Raw genomic sequence first — 19086 nt, forward strand, 5'->3', positions numbered from 1 at the left:
GCACCACCCTGAGGAGCCCGCATGTCATGGAAACGGCAAACCGCCGCATTCGCGGTCGGAGCACTCTGTCTGGCCACCGCCGCCTGTGGCACCTCGGCAGGGACGGCGGCGACCGCGGGGAAAGCGGAACCACCGGGGCCCGGCTATCCCGTCACCGTCACCGACTGCGGGCAGACCACCACGTACACCAAGGCGCCGAGCCGCGTCGTCGTCATGAACGGCGCGTCCGTCGCCGAGGTGTCCTCGATGCTCGCGCTCGGGCTCGGTGACCGCATCGTCGCCAACGCCCAGTCCTACGGCATGTCGGAGGTGCCAGGGCGTGTCCAGGCCATCGCGAAGCTGCCCACCGGGGGAGTGAAGCTCAACGACATCCAGGACATCCCGCGCGAGGCGATGCTCAACCTCCGCCCGGACTTCGTGCTGTCCACCACCGGGTTCGGCTTCGACCCCAAGAACGGCTACGCCACCCGCAAGGACCTCGCGTCGATCGGCGCGCACACCTACCTGCCGGTCAAGGGCTGCGACGACGCCAGCTCCGTCAAGGGCCCGCCGTCCATCGACGACAGCTACTCGATGCTGCGCGACCTCGGCAGGATCTTCGGCGTCAGCGCCCGCGCCGAGAAGCTGATCGCGGACTCCCGCGCGCGCATCGCCGCCATCAGCGCCAAGGTCACCACCAAGCTCAAGGCGTCGGCCGGCACCGCGCAGCCGTCGAAGGTGATGGTGATCTTCTCCAACATGTCGATGGGCGCGAACGAGTTCAGCTCGATCGCGGGGGTCGGCATCTGGAACGACATCCTCGCCAAGGCCGCGGGAACCAACGCGTTCGCCTCCGTCACCAGCAACTCCTTCGCCGACCTGAGCAAGGAGAAGGTCGCCGCCGCGCAGGTGGACGCGCTCGTCGTCGTCAGCTACCACGACCCGGATCCCGACGCCTACGCGCGCAAGCTGTTCGCGCAGTTCCCGCAGTGGAACGCCGCCCGGGACAAGAGATACACCGTCCTGTCGGACTCCATCTATCTCGGGCCCAGCAACGACCTCGCCGTCGAGCGCATCGCCCGGATGCTGCACCCCGACGCCCTCTGACGCGCCGCAGATGACCCCACGCGCACTCAGCCCCCGCTCCCCGCTGTCCGTCCTGGTGCTCCTGCCCGTCCTCCTCGCGCTGCTCGTCCTGGTGATGATGGTGGCCGTCGGCATCGGGGCCGTGAACGTGCCCCTCGGGGACATCTGGCACATCGTCCTCGCCCACCTGGGCGGCGGCACCTACGCCGGCGATCCCGTTCAGGACCAGATCGTCTGGAACTTCCGCATCCCCCGGGTAGTGCTCGCCGCGCTCGCGGGCGGCGGCCTCGCCGTCGCCGGAGTCGTGCTGCAGGCGGTCGTCGCCAACCCGCTGGCCGACCCCTATGTCCTGGGGGTCTCCTCCGGGGCGTCACTGGGCGCCGTACTGGTCATGACACTGACCACCGGCGCCCTCGGCGGCCTCGGCGTCTCCTCGGCGGCGTTCGCCGGGGCCGTCGCGGCCGTCGCGCTCGTCTTCCTCCTCGGACAGCGCGGCGGCCGGCTGGCGCCCACCCGGCTGGTCCTGTCCGGTGTCGCCATCGGCTATCTGTTCCTCGCGGCCACCAGCTATCTGCAGTTGCGGGCCACCCCCAACGAGCTGCGCTCGGTGATGTTCTGGATGCTCGGCAGCGTCGCCGGGGCGCAGTGGAGCCAACTGCCGCTGGTGAGCGGCGCGGTGCTCGGGACGACCGTGGTCCTCGCGCTGTACGGGCGGCAGCTGAACGCGCTGCTGGCCGGGGACGAGTCAGCGACCGCGCTCGGGGTGGAGGTGCACCGGCTGCGGGCCGCGCTGCTGGTGCTGTCCTCGCTGCTGACCGGCACCATCATCGCGGTCGCGGGCGGCATCGGCTTCGTCGGCCTGATGATCCCTCACCTGGTGCGGCTCGCCGTCGGCGCCGACCACCGCAGACTGCTCCCGCTCGCCGCGGTGACCGGTGCGATCTACCTCGTCGTCGTCGATCTCCTGTCCCGCACCCTGGACCGGCCCAACGAACTGCCGCTCGGCATCCTCACCGCCCTCTTCGGCGCACCGTTCTTCCTGTGGCTGCTGCGCCGGAACAAGAGCTTGGATTCCGTATGAGACTCAGCGTCGACCAGCTCGACATCACCCTGGACCGCCGGCCCATCCTGCGGGACGTGTGCCTGGAGGTGGGGCCTGGCGAGATCGTCGGACTCGTCGGGCCCAACGGCAGCGGCAAGTCCACGCTGCTGCGCGCCGTCTACCGCTCACTGCGGCCGGAGGGCGGGGCGGTACGGGTCGACGGGGACGACATCTGGACGCTCCCCGCCCGCGCCGCCGCCCGCCGCACCGCCGCGGTCCTCCAGGACGTCGGCCACGCGACGGGGCTGTGCGTCCGGGAGATCGTGGCGCTCGGCCGCACACCGCACCACGGACTGCTCGGCCGGGACGGCCCCGAGGACCACGAGGCGGTCGACCGTGCGCTGGACCAGTGCGGCGCGCGCCCGCTGGCCGACCGTGACTTCGCCTCGCTCTCCGGCGGCGAACGGCAACGGGTGCTGCTGGCCCGCGCGCTGGCCCAGCGTCCGCACCTGCTCGTCCTCGACGAACTGACCAACCACCTCGACATCCGCGCCCGCTTCGAACTGCTCTCCCTGATCCGCGCCATCGGCACCACCACGCTGGCCGTCCTGCACGACCTGGACCTCGCCGTCCGGCTCTGCGACCACCTCGTCGTCCTCCAGCAGGGCGCCGTGGTCGCGGCCGGCCCCGTACTGGACGTGCTCACCCCGGCGGTGCTGCGCGACGTCTTCGGCGTCGCCGCGAGCGCGGACCGGCACGCCGACGGCATCGTGCGGATCGTCTACGCCGCCGACCCGCTCGCGCTGCAACTCGTCGAACGGGCCGCTGCCGGATGATCCGCTCTTCCCCGGCCCTCTCCGAGGGAGCGGGCGTTGTTGCGGCGGGGAAACCTTCCGGAAACCCCGCGGGCGGCGGGCGTTCCTAGGCTCGGTGCAGATGCGGTACGCCTGGTCGGCGCGTACCTGAGCGCACGGTGAACAGGGAGGCGGGCCCATGAGCGGAACCCCCAGGCCGAGTCCCCGTGAGGGCAGACTCCGCCCGGTGTCCCTCCCGGACGTCGAACTGCGCCATCACGTCGTGCACGGCTACCGCAGGGCCTACCGGATCGCCGGGGAGGGCCCGGCCATCCTGCTCATCCACGGCATCGGCGACTCCTCCGCCACCTGGGCGGACCTCATCCCCGGCCTGGCCCGCCACAACACGGTCATCGCCCCGGACCTGCTCGGCCACGGCGCCTCGGACAAGCCCCGCGCCGACTACTCGGTGGCCGCCTACGCGAACGGCATGCGGGATCTGCTCGGTGTCCTCGGCATCGAGCGGGCCACCCTGATCGGCCACTCCCTCGGCGGCGGGGTGGCGATGCAGTTCGCGTACCAGTTCCCCGAGCGCACGGAGCGGCTGGTGCTGGTCAGCACCGGTGGGGTGGGCAGGGAGGTCAACCCCGTGCTGCGCGCGGTCTCGCTGCCGGGAGCGGACCTGATGCTCTCGCTGCTCAAGCTGCCCACCATGGGCCTGCAGACCCGCGCCTTCGTCCAGTTGATGAAGTTCCTGGACACCGATCTGGGCCAGGACGCGCCCGATCTGCTCAACCTGGTCGACGCCCTGCCCGACGCGACGTCCCGCAGCGCCTTCATCAGGACCCTGCGGGCGGTGGTCGACTGGCGGGGCCAGGTGGTCACCATGCTGGACCGCTGTTATCTGGTGCGGGGCATGCCCACCATGCTGCTGTGGGGATCGCGGGACAGCGTGCTGCCGGTAAGGCACGCCCATGACGCGCACAGCGCGATGCCCGGCAGCCGGCTGGAGGTCTTCGAAGGGGCGGGCCACTTCCCGTTCCACACCGATCCCATCCGCTTCCTGGCGCTCGTCGAGAACTTCATCGCGACGACCGAGCCGGGCAGTCTGAGCAGCGAGCAGTGGCGCGACCTGCTGCGAGCCGGCCGCCGCGGGGAAGCGACGGCCGGTGCGGCGGGGAACGCGGCCGACCGCCTCACCGGGCGGGAGATCAGGGAAGCGAGCGAACGCAGCGCGACCTGAATTGGTTGCCCGGTCCCGACCTTTCCGGCCACCGCCCGCCGCCGGTACCGTTATTTCGCGTCATTCGCGTCATTCGCGCAGTTCCGCGTCGATGGCGGACGCCATGAGCTCGCGCGCGTGCGCCAGCGGGAGCGAGCCGCTCAGCCAGCGGACGCTGAGGCCCTCCAGGAGCGCGGTCAGCCGCTCGGCGGACGCGGCGTAGCCGGTGGCGGTGCCGGAGGGGCGGGCGCGGCCGAGCAGCTCGGCGATCTCCTGCACCCACTCCAGCGTGGCCTTGGCGAGGTCCTCGCGCAGCTCGGGGTCGAAGACGGCGCTGGCCCGCAACTCACCCCAGGCGGTGCTGTTCTCCCGTACGGCGGGGGTGTCCTGGAACTCCAGCAGCAGGGTCTGCCGCAACTCCTCACGCGGATCGAGGGGTTGGGCGTCCGCCGCCCGGTCGGTGGTGTAGCGCTCGGCGCGCTCGCTGATGAACTCCAGCGTCCGGCGGAGGACTCCGGCGCGGTCGGTGAAGTGGTAGTAGATCAGCGAGGTCGACACCCCCGCCTCGGTCGCGAGTTCTTCCACGCGCAGGCCACGCACGCCACGTCGCGCGATGACGCGTGTGGCGGCTTCCAGGATTGCTGTTCGACGGTCAGCCACAGGCCAGACCCTACCGGTCCCTGCCCGTGACCCGGCTCCCTTTCCTGACCGGAACTTCAGCGACATCGCGCCGCCTCGTACGGACCGGCCATGCCGCGAGCACCGCCAATTCTCGCGTTGCAGCGAGGTCCGGACGTCGCTCGTGGACCCTGCGTCGAACGGACTGGAGGGTGCGACCCGGGGACCATGACTGAAGTTTCCATCAGGATGGGGACACGCCAGAGGCCCCGTCGCTCCCCGGGAATGATCAGGGGTCGGGCGGGCAGCAGTCAGGGGGAGAGTGCGGGTTGGGCAGGAGGGCCCGCGGCCCCACCATGGAACTGCGCGGCCCGTACCGACATCCCGGCGGTCTTCCCCCGTCCGTCGTGGACACCGGCCGGGCCGCGCGCAGACCCGCACCGCCCGACTGGTTCCCGGGCGTGCCCCCGCCGGGCAGCGTTTGTGAGGGCGCTGCCCCGGCTCCGTCGGCCCCGCGCCCATCCCCCTCGGGTGTGGGGCCGACGCATGTCCCGAGCGGGCCCGGCAGGAGGCCCGTCCCCTGGGTTCACGCCGCTACCGGTGCCTGCTGCGGTCGGCGTCGGGCAGGTTGCACCACAGGTCGATCGTCGCGGACAGCTCCCGGGCCTGGGTGTCCGTATGGCGCTCGGCCTGCTCCGACGCCTCGGCGGCGGCATCGAGCGAGCCGAAGCCCCGCACGAGGTCGATCAGGTCCTCGACCAGGCCCGGATCCTCGTCCTCGGCACGGGCGTGCGCGTGCAGGGCTTGCAGGATGGCGAGTTCGTCGTCTTCGGCGTCCATGTGCACAGTCTGCCGTGTGGGTCTGACACTCCGTAGGTTCCGCGGGCGCGCCGGACACCGTGCCGACCGGTCCCCGGCTCCGAGCGGCCGGCGGACCAACGGTTCTTCGAGCGGACTACCGCCTGGCGGCGGCCCTGGGCGTACGCCGGGGCCGGGCCTGGGCCGGCGGTGCCGGGGGAGCGGTCTCTTCCTCGTCCTCGTCCAGATCGTCGGGCTCGTCACCCAGGTCGGCCTGCTGGAAGGGGTCGGTCGACGGGATCGGCGAGGTGTGGGCCGCGACCGGCATCGAGGGATCAGGGTTGGAGAACAGCGTGGTCATGGCACCTTCGTCGGGTTTCGCAAAACGGGGCCACCCGGAACGGACCAGACGGTGGCGATCGCGGCCTGAAAGGGCGGCCGTCTCCCACCAGCATCCCACGTGGAGCGTTCCGCGTGGGTATCGGCATGGGCACGGGCCCGTCACCCGGTGTGTGCCACGGCTCACCGGTTCGAATGAAACCGCAGGCCAAGCGGGGGACGCGGGCCGCTTCCCGGTGATCGGCGGACCGAATGCGGATAGGACCCGTGTCCAGGAGGTCCGATCCATGGGTGCCGTCTTCCCGTGCCGCCGCGCTCAGCGCCGCAGCGGGCGCGACGCTGCCCTGGGCGTCCTGCTGGCGCTCCTCACGCTGGTCCTGCTGCTGGGCGGGGCGCTGTCACCGGAGCTGATGGCCGACCAGGGAGCCCGGTCCACGACAGCGGTCTCGGAGCCGCTGTCCACCCCGGGCGACGAGCACCCGGACGAGGCGGCCACCACCGTACGGGCGGCCCGGGCCCAGCGGGCCGCTGAGTCGTCGCGTGCGGTACGCGACGCGACCCGCGGCGGTATCCGTCCGGCCCCGGCCGTGCTGCCGCGCCGTGACCCCGTGCCGGGCGACGGGCGCCCGGGAGCCGGCCTCCTGGGGCTGAGCTGTGTGGTTCTGCGCTGCTGACCGGTCCAGGGGCCCTTCCCGGCCCCGCTCCGCTCCGCACGCACACCCCACTTCTCGTCCCGGAGGACCCCCATGCCCATCGACCCTTTCACGGCCCTGAACGCCATGCTGCGCGCCGAAGTCACCCGCGCCGAAGTCACCCGCGCCGCAGTCGCCCGTGCCGCCGCGCCGGAGTCCGAGCCCCGGCAGCCCGCCGTCCCTGACACGCACGACACGTACGACACCCCCGAGCGCCCTGCTGCCGCACCCACCCCGAGCGACGGCGCCTGACCTGGGTCGTTCGACCGGGGACGCCGCCTGACGCCGACCGTCTCCGGCGCGGATCTCCGCGGCCGACCGCGGGAAGCCGCTCCGACGGGCGCGTCCGTCGCCGGCTGTGGCGGATCCGCGCGGCCCTCCGGGGCCCGCGGCCCACGACCCGGCGCGGCCGACCGCCCCGTCGGAGCGCCTCGGGCAGGTGATTCGGACCGCCGTTCTGACGACCCGTCAAGAATTTCCGCCGCGCCGCCGCGAGGCATTTCCGCTTCAACTCTTGACGCCGACCCGATGTCCGGGCACTCTCCTGGCCATTGCTTGAGAGCGCTCTCAAGACATCACGTCCGTCCTGAAGCCATGGGAGGCTTCCATGCCCGTTGCCCGAGCCGCCAGACACGTCGCCATTCGATTCGGGGCGGTCGCACTGGCCGGGGCACTGCTCGCTGCCTGTGGATCCAGCTCGTCGGGGAGCAGTTCCGCGGACGGCGCCGACGGGGGCAAGGTCACGCTCACCGTCGACCTCTTCGGCACCTTCGGCTACAAGGAGGCCGGCCTCTACGCCGAGTACCAGAAGCTCCACCCCAATGTGACGATCAAGGAGAGCGACACCGAGAACGAGGCCGACTACTGGAAGGCGCTGCAGACCCGTCTCGCCGGCGGTGGCGGCCTCGCCGACGTGCAGGGGGTCGAGGTCGGCAGGATCGCCTCGGTGACCCGGCAGCAGGCCGACAAGTTCGAGGATCTGGGCGCTCTCGGCGCCAAGGACCTGCAGGCGCAGTTCTCGCAGTCCAAGTGGTCGGCCGCGACCGCCCCCGACGGGCGGGTGCTGGGTCTCGGTACCGACACCGGACCCGAGGCGCTCTGCTACCGCTCCGACCTGTTCAAGGCCGCCGGGCTGCCCACCGACCGGGTCGAGCTCGCCAAGCAGTGGGCGACCTGGGACGGCTATCTCGCGCTGGGCAAGCAGTACGCCGCCAAGGCACCGGCCAAGAGCCACTGGATGGACAGCATCGCCAGCCTCTACTCGGTGATGGTCGGACAGCAGAAGGAGCGCTACTACGACGCGTCCGGCAAGCTGATCTACGACTCCAACCCCGCTGTGAAGGCGGCCTGGAACGCCTCGGTCAAGGCCGCGCAGGACGGTCTGAGCGCCAAGCTCGCCCAGTGGGCCCCCGAGTGGAACCAGGCCTTCAGCAGCGGCTCCTTCGCGACCATCGCCTGCCCCGCCTGGATGCTGGGCTACATCAAGGGCCAGGCCGCCGACGCGGGCAAGGGCAAGTGGGACGTCGCGGCCCTGCCGGGCGGCGCGGGCAACTGGGGCGGCTCGTACCTGTCGATCCCCAAGGGCGCCAAGCACACCAAGGAGGCCTTCGACTTCATCAAGTGGATCACCGCCAAGGAGCAGCAGGCCAAGCTCTTCACCAAGCAGGGCAGCTTCCCCTCCAACCTCGGTGCGATCGACCTGGTGAAGGACGTGAAGGACCCCTACTTCAGCAACGCGCCCATCGGCACGGTCTTCGGCACGGCAGCCGAGCAGGCGCCGGTCCAGGTGCCGGGGCTGCGCGACAACGATGTGAACACCCAGATCACCAACGCCCTGGGTGAGGTCGAGCGCAAGGGCACCTCGTCCGACGAGGCCTGGAGCCACGCGCAGAAGGGCGTGAAGAACGCCCTCGGCTGACCCGGACGGCCCGACGTGCCGGGTCCGGGCGCATCCACCTCCCCACACCCGCGCCCGGACCCGGCGCACCACCACCCCGTCGCCGTCACCCGCTCCCCGGTACGACAGCACCGTCCCCGATACGAAGGCCTGGCACATGACCGTGTCCGTCGATACGCCGCCCGCCCTGACGGCACCCCCGCCACGGCCCCGCGCCGAGCGTCGCACCCGGCTGCTGCGCGGGGTGTCGCCGTATGTCTACATAGCCCCGTTCTTCACCCTCTTCGCCGCCTTCGGGCTCTTCCCGCTGATCTACACCGCGTATGTCTCGCTGTACCGGGTCGAGCTGCAGACCCCGGACCAGATGGAGTGGCGCGGCCTCGACAACTACACCGCGCTGCTGAGCGACAGCTACTTCTGGACCGCGCTGCGCAACACCTTCAGCATCGGCGTCCTCTCCACCGTGCCGCAGCTGCTGATGGCCCTGGGCCTGGCTCATCTCCTCAACTACAAGTTGCGCGGCCGGACGTTCCTGCGGGTCGCGGTGCTGCTGCCGTACGCGACGTCCGTCGCGGCGGCGACCCTGGTCTTCGCCCAGCTCTTCGGTCGCGACTTCGGTCTGATCAACTGGGCTCTCGGACTGGTCGGCTTCTCGCCGGTCGACTGGCAGTCCGGCACGGTGGCCTCGCAGATCGCCGTGTCCACCATCGTCACCTGGCGCTGGACCGGCTACAACGCGCTCATCTATCTCGCGGGCATGCAGTCCATCCCCGGTGAGCTGTACGAGGCCGCGCAGATCGACGGGGCGTCGCGCTGGCGGCAGTTCCTGCATGTGACGCTGCCCGGGCTGCGTCCGACCATCCTGTTCACCGTCGTCGTCTCGACGATCGGCGCGACACAGCTGTTCGGCGAGCCGCTGCTGTTCGAGGGCAGCATCTCCGGCGGTATCTCGCACCAGTACCAGACGCTGGGCCTCTACATGTACGAGCAGGGCTGGGGCTACTTCCACCTCGGCCGCGCCGCCGCCATCGCCTGGATCATGTTCGTCCTCATCCTGCTGCTGGTCAGCGTCAACGCCGCCGTCGCCCGCCGGCGCACCCGTAAGGAGGCCGGCCGATGACCTCACTCGCCGCACCCGCGCGCCGCCCAGGTTCCGAGGACGACCAGGACCGCCCGGCCGCCGGACGGCGCGGGCTCGCACGGCGCCACCGGTCCACCGGCGCCGGCCGCCAGCACCACGCGGGCCGGCTCGCCTACGCGATCCTCATCGTCGCCGCGCTGCTCTCCGCCTTCCCGTTCTACTGGACCATCGTCGCGGCGACCCGGTCCAACGCCGAACTGGCCCAGAGCCCGCCCTCGTTGCTGCCGGGGCCGAACCTGATGCACAACTTCCAGCAGGTGCTGGACCAGGCGGACATCGGCAAGGCGCTGCTCAACTCCTTCATCGTGTCGGGATCGGTGACGGTAGGGACCGTGCTGTGCTCGACGCTCGCCGGTTTCGCCTTCGCCAAGCTGCGCTTCCGGGGCCGCAACCCGCTGCTCGCGATCACCGTCGGCACGATGATGATCCCGCCGCAGCTGGGCGTCATCCCGCTGTTCATGCTGATCGCCAAGTTGCACTGGATCAACCAGCTGCAGGCGGTGATCCTGCCCGGCCTCGTCTCGGCGTTCGGGGTGTTCTTCATGCGGCAGTACCTGGTGCAGGCGCTGCCGGACGAGCTCATCGAGGCCGGCCGGGTGGACGGCGCGTCCACCGCGCGGATCTTCTGGAGCATCGTCGTGCCCATCGCCCGGCCCGGGATGGCGGTGCTCGGCATGCTGACCTTCATGGCCTCCTGGAACGAGTTCTTCTGGCCGGTCATCGCCCTCACCTCCCAGGAGCCCACCGTGCAGGTCGCGCTGCGCCAGCTGGGCGGCGGATACGTGCACGACCAGTCGGTGATCATGGCCGGCACGCTGCTCGGCACCCTCCCCGTACTGCTGGTCTTCGGGCTGCTGGGACGGCAGATCGTCGGCGGCATCATGCACGGCGCCGTCAAGGGGTGAGCCGCCCACCGCCGCTGCTCCCTGCTCCGCTCCGTGTCACCACCCCGAATCCTCACGACCGTGTTGGGAGATTTTCCTGATGACCGCCATCGACGCGCGCCCGGAAGCCGCCACCGCCCTCACCTTCCCTCCGGGTTTCCGATGGGGCGCGGCCACCGCCGCCTACCAGATCGAAGGCGCGGCCCGGGAGGACGGCCGCACCCCGTCCATCTGGGACACCTTCAGCCACACCCCCGGCAGGGTCCGCAACGGCGACACCGGTGACATCGCCGCCGACCACTTCCACCGGATGCCGGAGGACGTCGCCCTGATGTCCGGCCTCGGCCTGACCGACTACCGGCTGTCGGTGTCGTGGCCGCGCGTCCAGCCGACCGGGCGCGGCCCCGCCCTGCAGAAGGGCCTGGACTTCTACCGCTCCCTCGTCGACGAGCTGCTGGGCAAGGGCATCCGGCCCGTCCTGACGCTCTACCACTGGGACCTGCCGCAGGAGCTGGAGGACGCGGGCGGCTGGCCGGTCCGCGAGACCGCCGAGCGGTTCGCCGACTACACGGCGATCGTCGCAGGCGCCCTCGGCGACCGGGTGCCGACCTGGACGACCCTCAACGAGCCCTGGTGCAGCGCCTTCCTGGGGTACGCGGAGGGCGTGCACGCGCCGGGCCGCGCCGAGCCCACCGCCGCGCTGCGCGCCGCGCACCACCTGAACCTCGCGCACGGCCGGGCCGTCGGAGTACTGCGGGACCTGCTGCCGCCGACGGCGGAGGTCTCCCTCACGCTCAACCTCGCCGCGGTCCGGCCGCTGACCCGGTCGGTGGCCGACCTGGACGCGGCACGCCGTATCGACGCGCTCGCCAACCGGGTCTTCCTCGGCCCGGTGTTCCACGGTAGCTACCCCCAGGACCTGCTCGACGACACGGCCGCGCTCACCGACTGGCACTTCGTACGCGACGGTGACCTCGCCGCGATCTCCCGGCCGCTCGACTCGCTCGGCCTGAACTACTACACCCCCACCGTCGTCGCCGCCGGCACCAGCGCCATCCCGTCGGCCTGGCCGGGGGCCGAGAAGCACGCCCGGTTCGTGGCCGCCCCGGGCCCGCGTACCGCCATGGACTGGCCGGTGGACGCGAGCGGGCTGCACGAGATCCTCACCCGGCTGCGCGCGGAACTGCCCGACGTGCCCATCCTCATCACGGAGAACGGCGCCGCGTACGACGACTACCGGGACCCGTCGGGCGACGTCCACGACCCCGAGCGCATCTCCTATCTGAGCGCCCACCTCGCCGCCGTCCACCGGGCCATCGCGGAAGGCGCGGACATCCGCGGCTTCTTCCTCTGGTCGCTGCTGGACAACTTCGAGTGGGCGTACGGATACAGCAAGCGTTTCGGCATTGTGCACGTCGACTTCGCCAGCCAGCAGCGCACCCTGAAGGACAGCGCGCGATGGTATGCCGAGGTCATCCGCGCCGGCGGGCTGCCGGCCGACGGGGACGAGGAGGCATCGGCAGCCCGCTGACGCGGGGCCGCGCGGGGCAGAACGGCGTGAACTACCTGCCGTAGACGGCCACGAAGTCACGCGTCGCCTTGACGTAGTAGCGGTCCGCCGGGTTTTCGAAGTCGAGGAGATTGGTGGGGGTGGGGTTGGCCGGGTCGCGGCTGCCGTTGTAGGCCATGAAGGAGGGCCAGGCGCGGTTCATGTCCAGTGGCATGGCGCGGACGGCGCCGGCCCGCTGCATCAGATCCGCCAGCGTGCGGGCGGTCAGCGCCTGTCCGACGACCATGATGATGTCGCCCGAGGAGGTGACCCCGACACCGGACCGCTCCACGTACATCCTGCTCTGGTCGGTGACGCCCCACTTGGCGTCGTTGCCGATGTCCGGTACGACCTGCCCGCTGTCGACCATCAGCTCCAGGCACTGCCGGACGCCGACGACATCCGGAGTCATGGAGACGTCGCGGCCCCACACTCCGATCCTGATGGAGCCGTCGCGGTAGAGGACCTCGGAGGCGGCGCCGTCCCGCAGCTCACCGGCGGTCCTGCCGTTGAGGTAGAAGCCGCCGTTGGACCCGCCGTCGGTGACCCGGAAGCCACCGTTCCAGGTCGCGACGAGTCCGGTCCGCTGGCCAGGGGGAATGGTCGGCGGAACGGAGAAGGTGCCGCCCGGCTCGCGGAAGCCCGGGTGGAGCTGGAAGCGCGCGTGCTTCGCGCTGATCCAGGCGATCGCCGCCTGGTACGAGGTGTGCGCGTCGTCGGGGCGCACATAGGTCGCCTGCACGATCGGCAGCCCGTGGGAGCTGGCGACCGCGCGCCAGACGCCCTCGCCGGGCAGCCCCGGGCTGACGACGGGCTCCATGGGCTCGCGCAGCGGCAGCCCGGGCTGGTGGACGGTCGCGGGAGTGGTCGCCTTCATACGGGCCAGCGCGTCGGGCGGCAGGGTGCCGCCGACCTCCGGCGGGTCGAGCTGGTACTGGAGGTCCTCCAGCTTGTCGACGACCACGCCCAACCGGTGGTCGCGGCTCCATTCGGCGAGCCGCGCCATCACGCTGTCCTTGCCCGGGTAGGTGAGGGCCTGCCCCACCGACCAGCCCACCGTGCCGACGCACACCAGCCCGACGGCGAGGCCGCCCCGGGTGACGGCCTGTCTCCGGCGCAGCTGGGCGGGCGTCAGATCCCGCCGGTGCTTCCACGGCAGCAGACGCCGTCGCCTGCCACCGTTCCCGGCCACGTCGTCACCGGCGATGTCACCGTGCTCCGCCGTTTCGTGGAGGTCCGTGATCTGTCCGCCCGCCCCTTGCGTCATGACGCTCCTTCTCCCGGCCGTTCCCTGCGGATCGCGTCACGCCGGAACAGTCACGTTATGAGTAATTTAATACGCTTTAACCCTTCGCCGGTCGGCCTAACCGCAACGGCGGGGAGAAACACCCGCCCGCCCGCGACGGCCCACGATCGGCCCAGTCACGAAGTGCCCTGACCCGGCGTCATCCGGTGGGCGCCGCGGGCTCCGACCACGACCTTCTCCGGGGCCGGCACGAACATCGCACAACCACTGGCACAGAGTGTGTACGGACCACTACTCTGAGCGCCTGAACGGCAGGGACGTGATCATCAAGAGGGCCACATGACCTACCCGGAACCCACCATGCCGCGAGACGACTTCAACGACCGGACCCCGTCCGACCACCTCGACGGGTTGCTTGCCCGCGCGCGGCGGCCGGCACCGGTCACCGCGGCACTGCTCGCGCGGCTGCGCACCGCCATCGTGCACCGCACCGAGCTGGTCTCGAACCGCTACAGCAGGGAGCCCGGCCGGCTGCTCAGCCGCCGCACCCTGCGCCATGTCTTCCTGCTGCCGGACGGCACGACGCCCGTCCTCTGGGAACTGGAGCACGACACCGGCCCCCGCGAACACCTGGTCCACGAGGTGTTCGCGGACGAGCCGGCGCTGCTCTCGGCCGAGCTGGCGGTGGACATCCGGTTCGGCGACCTGGAGCACAGCCGCGCACTCGGGGACCCGCAGGAAAGCCGGCCCGATCTACACTTCGCCCCGTCCGTCACGCGCCGCCGGCGGAGGTACGAGGCGGCCGACTCCGCCGACCACGCGGTGCGGCTGCTGCGCCGGGCGGTCAACCCCGACCTCCCCGGCGAAACGGTCCGCCTGCGGGTGCTCTCCGCCGTCGGCCACGACATAGCGTTCGCGGGCAACAACAGCAGGATGATCGAGGAGCGCTGCGCCGGCTGGACCCTGTACGAGCACGCGTTCCTGCTCCCGGGCGGCGAGGAGATCAGCCTCTGGGAGGTGGACCACTCCATGACGCCGGACCGGCACCCGGTCTGCGAGGTCTACGACCGCAGGGACACGGCCCGCGACTCGGCGGAGCGGCGCCTCGAATCCCTCTGACCCCAGGGCCGGACGCGACTTTGAAGACACGCCCTACCGGGCGGGCTCCTCCTGGTCGACGAAGAAGCTGTCGTGCCGGACCAGGAAGTCCGCGAACTCCTGGCCGCCGCGCCGCGCCATCTCCGCGACCCGCTCGAAGTACTCCTCGCGCGGAGCGCCGGGGGCGAAGAGCAGCAGCATGGACGAGGGCTCGTCGGAGTCGTTCTTGAAGGCGTGCAGCCCGCCGACCGGGACGTACAGGAAGTCACCGGCGCCCGCGGTGATCCACTTCTCACCGTTGTACAGGCCCACTTCGCCGGAGAGCACGAAGAAGGACTCCGAGATCGACTTGTGGAAGTGAGTGCTCGGCCCGGGCGACTTCGGCCCCATGTCGACCTTGTAGAGCCCGAACTCACCTCCGGTGGTGGCGTGGGTCGCGAGGTAGTGGGTGCGGTTCCCCGAGGGGGAGGTCAGGTCCGCCTCGGTGTCCGAGGGCCGGAACACCGCGTTGATCTCGCCCTTGTCCCCGAGGTAGCGGGGCTCCGGGTACGACATGGTCAGCTCCTTCGAGAGTGGATCACAGCATTGTCACCCCGGAGTCCGCGGCTCCGCGGCCGGATCGCCGCATCCTCCCCACCCGGACACGCGAGTGCCGCCGGGAGCGTCAGGACTCCCGGCGGCACTCGCGTCCAGCTGACCGGCTCTCTACTCCTTACGGGTTCTGGACGATGGTGAAGGTCGAGGTGGTGTTCTTGATGTTCTGGAAGTTGTCGCTCATCCGGAGGTTGTTGAAGGTGACGGTGCCGACGGCCGGGCCCTGGCCGGGCTCGGGCAGTTCATTGGCCCAGATGCCGTAGCCGGACTTGGCGTCGAAGGCGTCGCCGCTCTTGTGGGCACCGGTGATGGAGATGTTGGTGAAGATGGTGTCCTTCACCGGGAACTGCGGCTGTCCGCCGACATAGTTCGTCTGGAACATGATGCCGCTGTAGGTCGGATCCACGATGTCCACATCACTGACGCGGATGCCCTGGAAGATCTTCGAGGCCGAGAAGACCCAGATGGCCGGGAAGACCTGACTGCCCCAGAAGTGCCCGCCGGCCCGCACGATCGAGATGTTCTGCAGGTTGGTCGGGTCGGTGCCGAAGCCGTTCATCGGGTAACCGAAGTCCAGCGAGCTGATCGTGATGCCCGAGTAGACCAGGGTGTCGGCGATGTAGATGTTCCGGAAGGTGTTGGCGAAGCCGCCGTAGACCGCGACACCGGCGGCGCGCCAGGTCAGGATCGACGTCAGGTTCTCGAAGACGTTGTTCTTCTCGTCCGCTCCGCCGGCGTCGATGGCGGAGAAGAGCGCGAAGCTGTCGTCGCCCGTCGACCTGGCCTCGATGTTGTTGAGGTGGTTGTCCGTGCTGCCGTTCGTCATGTTGATGCCGTCGGCGAACGTGTCACGGATACGGCTGTTGGTGATGGAGATGTTGTCGGTGTTGGCGCCCCAGTACAGGCACACCGTGTGCTCGTTCCAGACGTTGTCGATGGAGATGTTGGCGACGTTGGAGAAGTCGAACACCTTGCCCGGACCGTCGATGCGCGAGGTGTAGTTCCCGAAGTAGGCGAAGCCGGAGAACGAGGAGCCGTTCGCGGTGGCCTCCGCGCGGAAACCGATGTCGGTGTTGGCCTGGGTCGAGGGCGCGTTGAAGCGGGTGAACCAGGGGCCGGCGCCGACCACCTTCACGGCCTTGCCGTACACCTGGAACTTGCTGGCCGTCTGGTACTCGCCCGGGGGCAGGTAGACGCCGACCAGGGTGCCCGTGGTGTCCATCCGGACCTTGTCGAGCGCGTTCTGGACGTCCTGGTGGGTGACGCCCGCCGGCACCGTGTACTTGGCGGGGTCGGGGTTGGCGATCGCCGTGGCCTGCTCGAGGTTGATGAAGTCGATCGCGTAGGTGGTGGTGTTGGCGGCGTCCTTCTGGAGCTTGATCTTCGCTCCGGCCGGGACGGTCGTCCCGAGCATGATGTTGGCCTCGTCGTAGATGTGCCGCGGGCCGCCGGCGCCGGGCGAGTTGCCGGGACCGGTCTCGTTCCCGTACAGCCAGGCGTACTTGGACGTCAGGTCGATGGCCTTGAGGAAGCTGCCGTTGACGTAGATGTCCAGGGTGGAGTTGATGCCGTCGCCGCCCGCGGCGTCCGGGATGGAGAAGCGGGTGACCAGGGTGTTGGTGCTCGCCTTGGTGGTGAACTCGACGGAGGCGCCAGTCGAGTTGAGGGTGACGGCCTTACGGCCCGACGCCTCGCCCGCGACGTCGCCCACGGTCCGGTTCGGTCCGACGACGGCCGCGCCGCCGCCGAGGACGCCGTCCTCGGCCTCGTACATGTCGTACGGCATGTTGGCGCCGCGTCCGACGAAGAGCGACTGGGTGCTGGTGTTGTTGGCCTGCTTGACCGGCAGCTCGTTGGCGTCGTTGGCCAGGACGGTCTTGACGCTGTACTTGCCGTTGCCGGCCGTCCAGGTGCCCAGGTTGACCGGGCTCGCCGTGGCGCCGGCCGCGATCGTCCCGTTGTAGGCGCCGGTCAGGGTCTTGACGACGGACCCGGACGTGGTGTCGGTGACCGTCAGGGTGATGCCGTGGGCGCCGCTCGCGGAGGCCACGGTGCCCTGGTTCTTGATGGCCACCGAGAAGGTCACCGTGTTGCCGGCCGCCGGGTTGCCCGGGGTCCAGCTGACGGGCGACGCGATCAGGTCCGAGCTGGCCACCGGCGTGACGACCAGCGGGCTCGGGCTGCTGAAACTGTTGTTCGCCTCGTTCTGCTCGATGACGGCGTTGGCCTCGTCGACCTTGGCGCTCAGCGGGTACGAGCCCGCGTTGCGTACGCCGATGTTGGCGGAGACGGTGGCGGACGCCCCGGCCGCGAGTGCCGCGACCGGCGCGGTGCCGGCGAGCGTGGTGCCGAGGTAGAGGTTGACGTTGGTCGCGCCGGCGGCCGCGGGACCGATGTTCTTGACCGTCGCGGAGAGCGTGATCGGGTCCGTCTCGACCGGCGAGGCGGGCGAGGCGGTGAGCGCCGACACCGTCAGGTCCGGGTTGGGAGCCGGCGTGCCGATCACCTGGAACTCGGCGACCTGGCCGCCGCCCGCCCCGGAGTTGGACGTGATCTTGAGCTGGACGTCCGCGACCCGTCCGCTGACCGGGATCGTCACCGTGTTGCCTGAGGCCGGGTTGAACGTGTAGACGGTCGGTGAGGTCAGGCTGGTGAAGGACGAGGAGCTCTGCTCACGCCCGAGGACCTGGATGGTCTGGGTACGCGTGGACCAGGCGCCGTCGGGGTTGAGCTTCACCACGACCGAGTTGGCGTCGGCGTTGGAACCCAGGGCGACGGTCAGCGTGTTCGGGTAGCTGCCGCCGTTCGCCTCCCAGTAGGTCGCCACGTTGTTGTCGTTCGCGTTCGTGGCGACGAAGTTCTGGATGGTGGACGAGGCGGTGATGTCCTTGCCGACCGCCAGGTTCGAGCCGCCGCCACCGGTCCCCGTGCGGGTGACGGTGTTGCTGTTGCCCGACTCGTTGCCGGCCGCGTCCCTGGCCTTGACGTAGTAGGCCACGGTCGCGGAGTCGGGCTGGCTGTCGGTGTAGGTGAGGACGTTTCCGGCCACGCTGGTGCGCAGCACGTTGTTGGCGTACACGTCGTAGCCGGTGACGCCGACGTTGTCCGTCGAGGCGTTCCAGGTCAGCTTGATCTGGCCGGACGCCGGCTGTGTGTAGGCCAGGCCGGCCGGCGCGGTCGGCGCCTGTGTGTCACCCGTCGTCGGTCCGTAGAGCTCGAACTCGGACAGCTGGGCAGCGGGCCAGGCGGTGTTGGCGGTGATGTTCAGCCGTACGTACCGGGTGTTGATCGTGTTGAAGTCGACCGTCACCGTGTTGCCGGCGGAGGGATTGAAGACATAGCCCTTGGAAGCCGCGATGTCGGTGAAGGACGAGCCGTTGGTGCTGCCCTGTACCGACAGCGTCTGGGTCCTGGTCTCCCACCCGGCCGGCAGCTTCAGCACCAGCTGGTTCACGCCGACGGTGGCGCCGAGGTCGGCCTGGATCCACTGCGGGAAGGAGTTGTTGTTGCTCTCCCAGTAGCTGGCCTGGTTGCTGTCGTTGGCGTTGCCCGCCACGTAGGGGGAGTTGGAGCTGCTCGCCGTGATGGTCTTGGAGATGGCGAGGTTGACGGTCGAGGCCGCCGCCTCGGAGACCTGCAGTTCGGAGATCTGAGCGGCCGGCTTGGCGGTGTTCGCCGTGACGGCGACCCGGACGAAGCGGGTGTTGGCCGCCGGGAACCTGATCTTCACGGCGTTGCCCGAGCCGGGAGCGAAGACGTACTTGGCGGAGCCGACGATCGTCTCGTAACTCGTGCCGTCCGCGCTGCCCTGCACGGCGAGCGTCTGGGTGCGGCTCGACCAGCCCGCCGGGACCTTCAGGGTGACCTGGTCGATGGTCCTGCTGCGCCCGAGGTCGACCTGCGCCCATTGCGGGAGGGCGCTGCCGCTGCCCTCCCAGTACGTGGACTGGTCACCGTCGTTGAGGTTTCCGGCCGTGCCGCCGCCGCTGGAGGCGCTGGCCGAGGCCGTCTTCCCCGCCGCGGCGTTGGGGGCGGCCTCGGCCGCCGCGGCCCGGAGCACCGGCCCGCCGAGAAGCATCAGACTGGCCGCGAGCGAGCCCGCGACCA

The 19086-nt window shown here is 70.4% G+C and carries 17 protein-coding genes; 11 read left to right on the forward strand and 6 right to left on the reverse strand.

The features are described from left to right. The first annotated feature begins 21 nt into the window (after positions 1 to 21). The 4 genes from LNW72_RS34985 (at position 22) to LNW72_RS35000 (ending at position 4144) form a co-directional block, all read left to right on the forward strand. Positions 22 to 1086 carry an ABC transporter substrate-binding protein gene (locus LNW72_RS34985; RefSeq protein ID WP_250979047.1) on the forward strand — a complete coding sequence of 355 codons (1065 nt, stop codon included), beginning with the start codon at positions 22 to 24 and terminating at the stop codon, positions 1084 to 1086. Between the two features lie 94 nt (positions 1087 to 1180). After that, the gene (locus LNW72_RS34990) at positions 1181 to 2146 is read left to right on the forward strand and encodes an iron ABC transporter permease (RefSeq protein WP_250980432.1); all 966 of its coding nucleotides are present in this window, start codon (positions 1181 to 1183) and stop codon (positions 2144 to 2146) included. Further along, positions 2143 to 2943 carry an ABC transporter ATP-binding protein gene (locus LNW72_RS34995; RefSeq protein WP_250979048.1) on the forward strand — a complete coding sequence of 267 codons (801 nt, stop codon included), beginning with the start codon at positions 2143 to 2145 and terminating at the stop codon, positions 2941 to 2943. Before LNW72_RS34990 ends, LNW72_RS34995 begins: the two co-directional genes overlap by 4 nt. Positions 2944 to 3100: 157 nt before the next feature. Then, the gene (locus LNW72_RS35000; protein ID WP_250979049.1) at positions 3101 to 4144 is read left to right on the forward strand and encodes an alpha/beta fold hydrolase; all 1044 of its coding nucleotides are present in this window, start codon (positions 3101 to 3103) and stop codon (positions 4142 to 4144) included. Between the two features lie 69 nt (positions 4145 to 4213). On the opposite strand, the gene LNW72_RS35005 is transcribed toward LNW72_RS35000, so the two are convergent. The 3 genes from LNW72_RS35005 to LNW72_RS35015 form a co-directional block, all read right to left on the reverse strand. After that, positions 4214 to 4783 carry a TetR/AcrR family transcriptional regulator gene (locus LNW72_RS35005; RefSeq protein WP_250979050.1) on the reverse strand — a complete coding sequence of 190 codons (570 nt, stop codon included), beginning with the start codon at positions 4781 to 4783 and terminating at the stop codon, positions 4214 to 4216. A 552-nt stretch (positions 4784 to 5335) separates the two neighbouring features. Further along, positions 5336 to 5581, reverse strand: a complete 246-nt coding sequence (locus LNW72_RS35010; protein ID WP_250979051.1) for a hypothetical protein — start codon at positions 5579 to 5581, stop codon at positions 5336 to 5338. 115 nt (positions 5582 to 5696) lie between these two features. After that, on the reverse strand, positions 5697 to 5900 hold the full coding sequence (locus tag LNW72_RS35015) for a hypothetical protein (protein WP_250979052.1): 204 nt from the start codon (positions 5898 to 5900) through the stop codon (positions 5697 to 5699). Between the two features lie 265 nt (positions 5901 to 6165). Between LNW72_RS35015 and LNW72_RS35020 the strand changes: the two genes are divergently transcribed. From LNW72_RS35020 to LNW72_RS35045, 6 genes are all read left to right on the forward strand, one after another. Further along, complete coding sequence (locus LNW72_RS35020; RefSeq protein WP_250979053.1) at positions 6166 to 6552, forward strand: hypothetical protein; 387 nt, start codon at positions 6166 to 6168, stop codon at positions 6550 to 6552. 72 nt (positions 6553 to 6624) lie between these two features. Then, positions 6625 to 6822, forward strand: a complete 198-nt coding sequence (locus LNW72_RS35025; protein WP_250979054.1) for a hypothetical protein — start codon at positions 6625 to 6627, stop codon at positions 6820 to 6822. 355 nt (positions 6823 to 7177) lie between these two features. After that, complete coding sequence (locus LNW72_RS35030) at positions 7178 to 8488, forward strand: ABC transporter substrate-binding protein (RefSeq protein WP_250979055.1); 1311 nt, start codon at positions 7178 to 7180, stop codon at positions 8486 to 8488. 136 nt (positions 8489 to 8624) lie between these two features. Then, on the forward strand, positions 8625 to 9587 hold the full coding sequence (locus LNW72_RS35035) for a carbohydrate ABC transporter permease (protein ID WP_250979056.1): 963 nt from the start codon (positions 8625 to 8627) through the stop codon (positions 9585 to 9587). Beyond that, complete coding sequence (locus LNW72_RS35040; RefSeq protein WP_250979057.1) at positions 9584 to 10513, forward strand: carbohydrate ABC transporter permease; 930 nt, start codon at positions 9584 to 9586, stop codon at positions 10511 to 10513. Before LNW72_RS35035 ends, LNW72_RS35040 begins: the two co-directional genes overlap by 4 nt. Before the next feature lie 79 nt (positions 10514 to 10592). Then, positions 10593 to 12023 (forward strand): GH1 family beta-glucosidase, encoded by a 1431-nt coding sequence (locus tag LNW72_RS35045; RefSeq protein WP_250979058.1) that lies wholly within the window; start codon positions 10593 to 10595, stop codon positions 12021 to 12023. Positions 12024 to 12054: 31 nt separating this feature from the next. On the opposite strand, the gene LNW72_RS35050 is transcribed toward LNW72_RS35045, so the two are convergent. Beyond that, on the reverse strand, positions 12055 to 13308 hold the full coding sequence (locus tag LNW72_RS35050; RefSeq protein WP_250979059.1) for a phosphodiester glycosidase family protein: 1254 nt from the start codon (positions 13306 to 13308) through the stop codon (positions 12055 to 12057). Between the two features lie 318 nt (positions 13309 to 13626). Between LNW72_RS35050 and LNW72_RS35055 the strand changes: the two genes are divergently transcribed. Beyond that, positions 13627 to 14406, forward strand: a complete 780-nt coding sequence (locus tag LNW72_RS35055) for a DUF6227 family protein (RefSeq protein WP_250979060.1) — start codon at positions 13627 to 13629, stop codon at positions 14404 to 14406. A gap of 33 nt (positions 14407 to 14439) precedes the next feature. On the opposite strand, the gene LNW72_RS35060 is transcribed toward LNW72_RS35055, so the two are convergent. Both LNW72_RS35060 and LNW72_RS35065 read right to left on the reverse strand, forming a co-directional pair. After that, positions 14440 to 14940 carry a cupin domain-containing protein gene (locus tag LNW72_RS35060; RefSeq protein ID WP_250979061.1) on the reverse strand — a complete coding sequence of 167 codons (501 nt, stop codon included), beginning with the start codon at positions 14938 to 14940 and terminating at the stop codon, positions 14440 to 14442. A gap of 157 nt (positions 14941 to 15097) precedes the next feature. Beyond that, on the reverse strand, positions 15098 to 19057 hold the full coding sequence (locus LNW72_RS35065; RefSeq protein WP_285371028.1) for a discoidin domain-containing protein: 3960 nt from the start codon (positions 19055 to 19057) through the stop codon (positions 15098 to 15100). Positions 19058 to 19086: the final 29 nt, after the last annotated feature.

The organism is Streptomyces sp. RKAG293, assembly GCF_023701745.1.
In the GTDB taxonomy this organism is placed as follows: Bacteria; Actinomycetota; Actinomycetes; order Streptomycetales; family Streptomycetaceae; genus Actinacidiphila.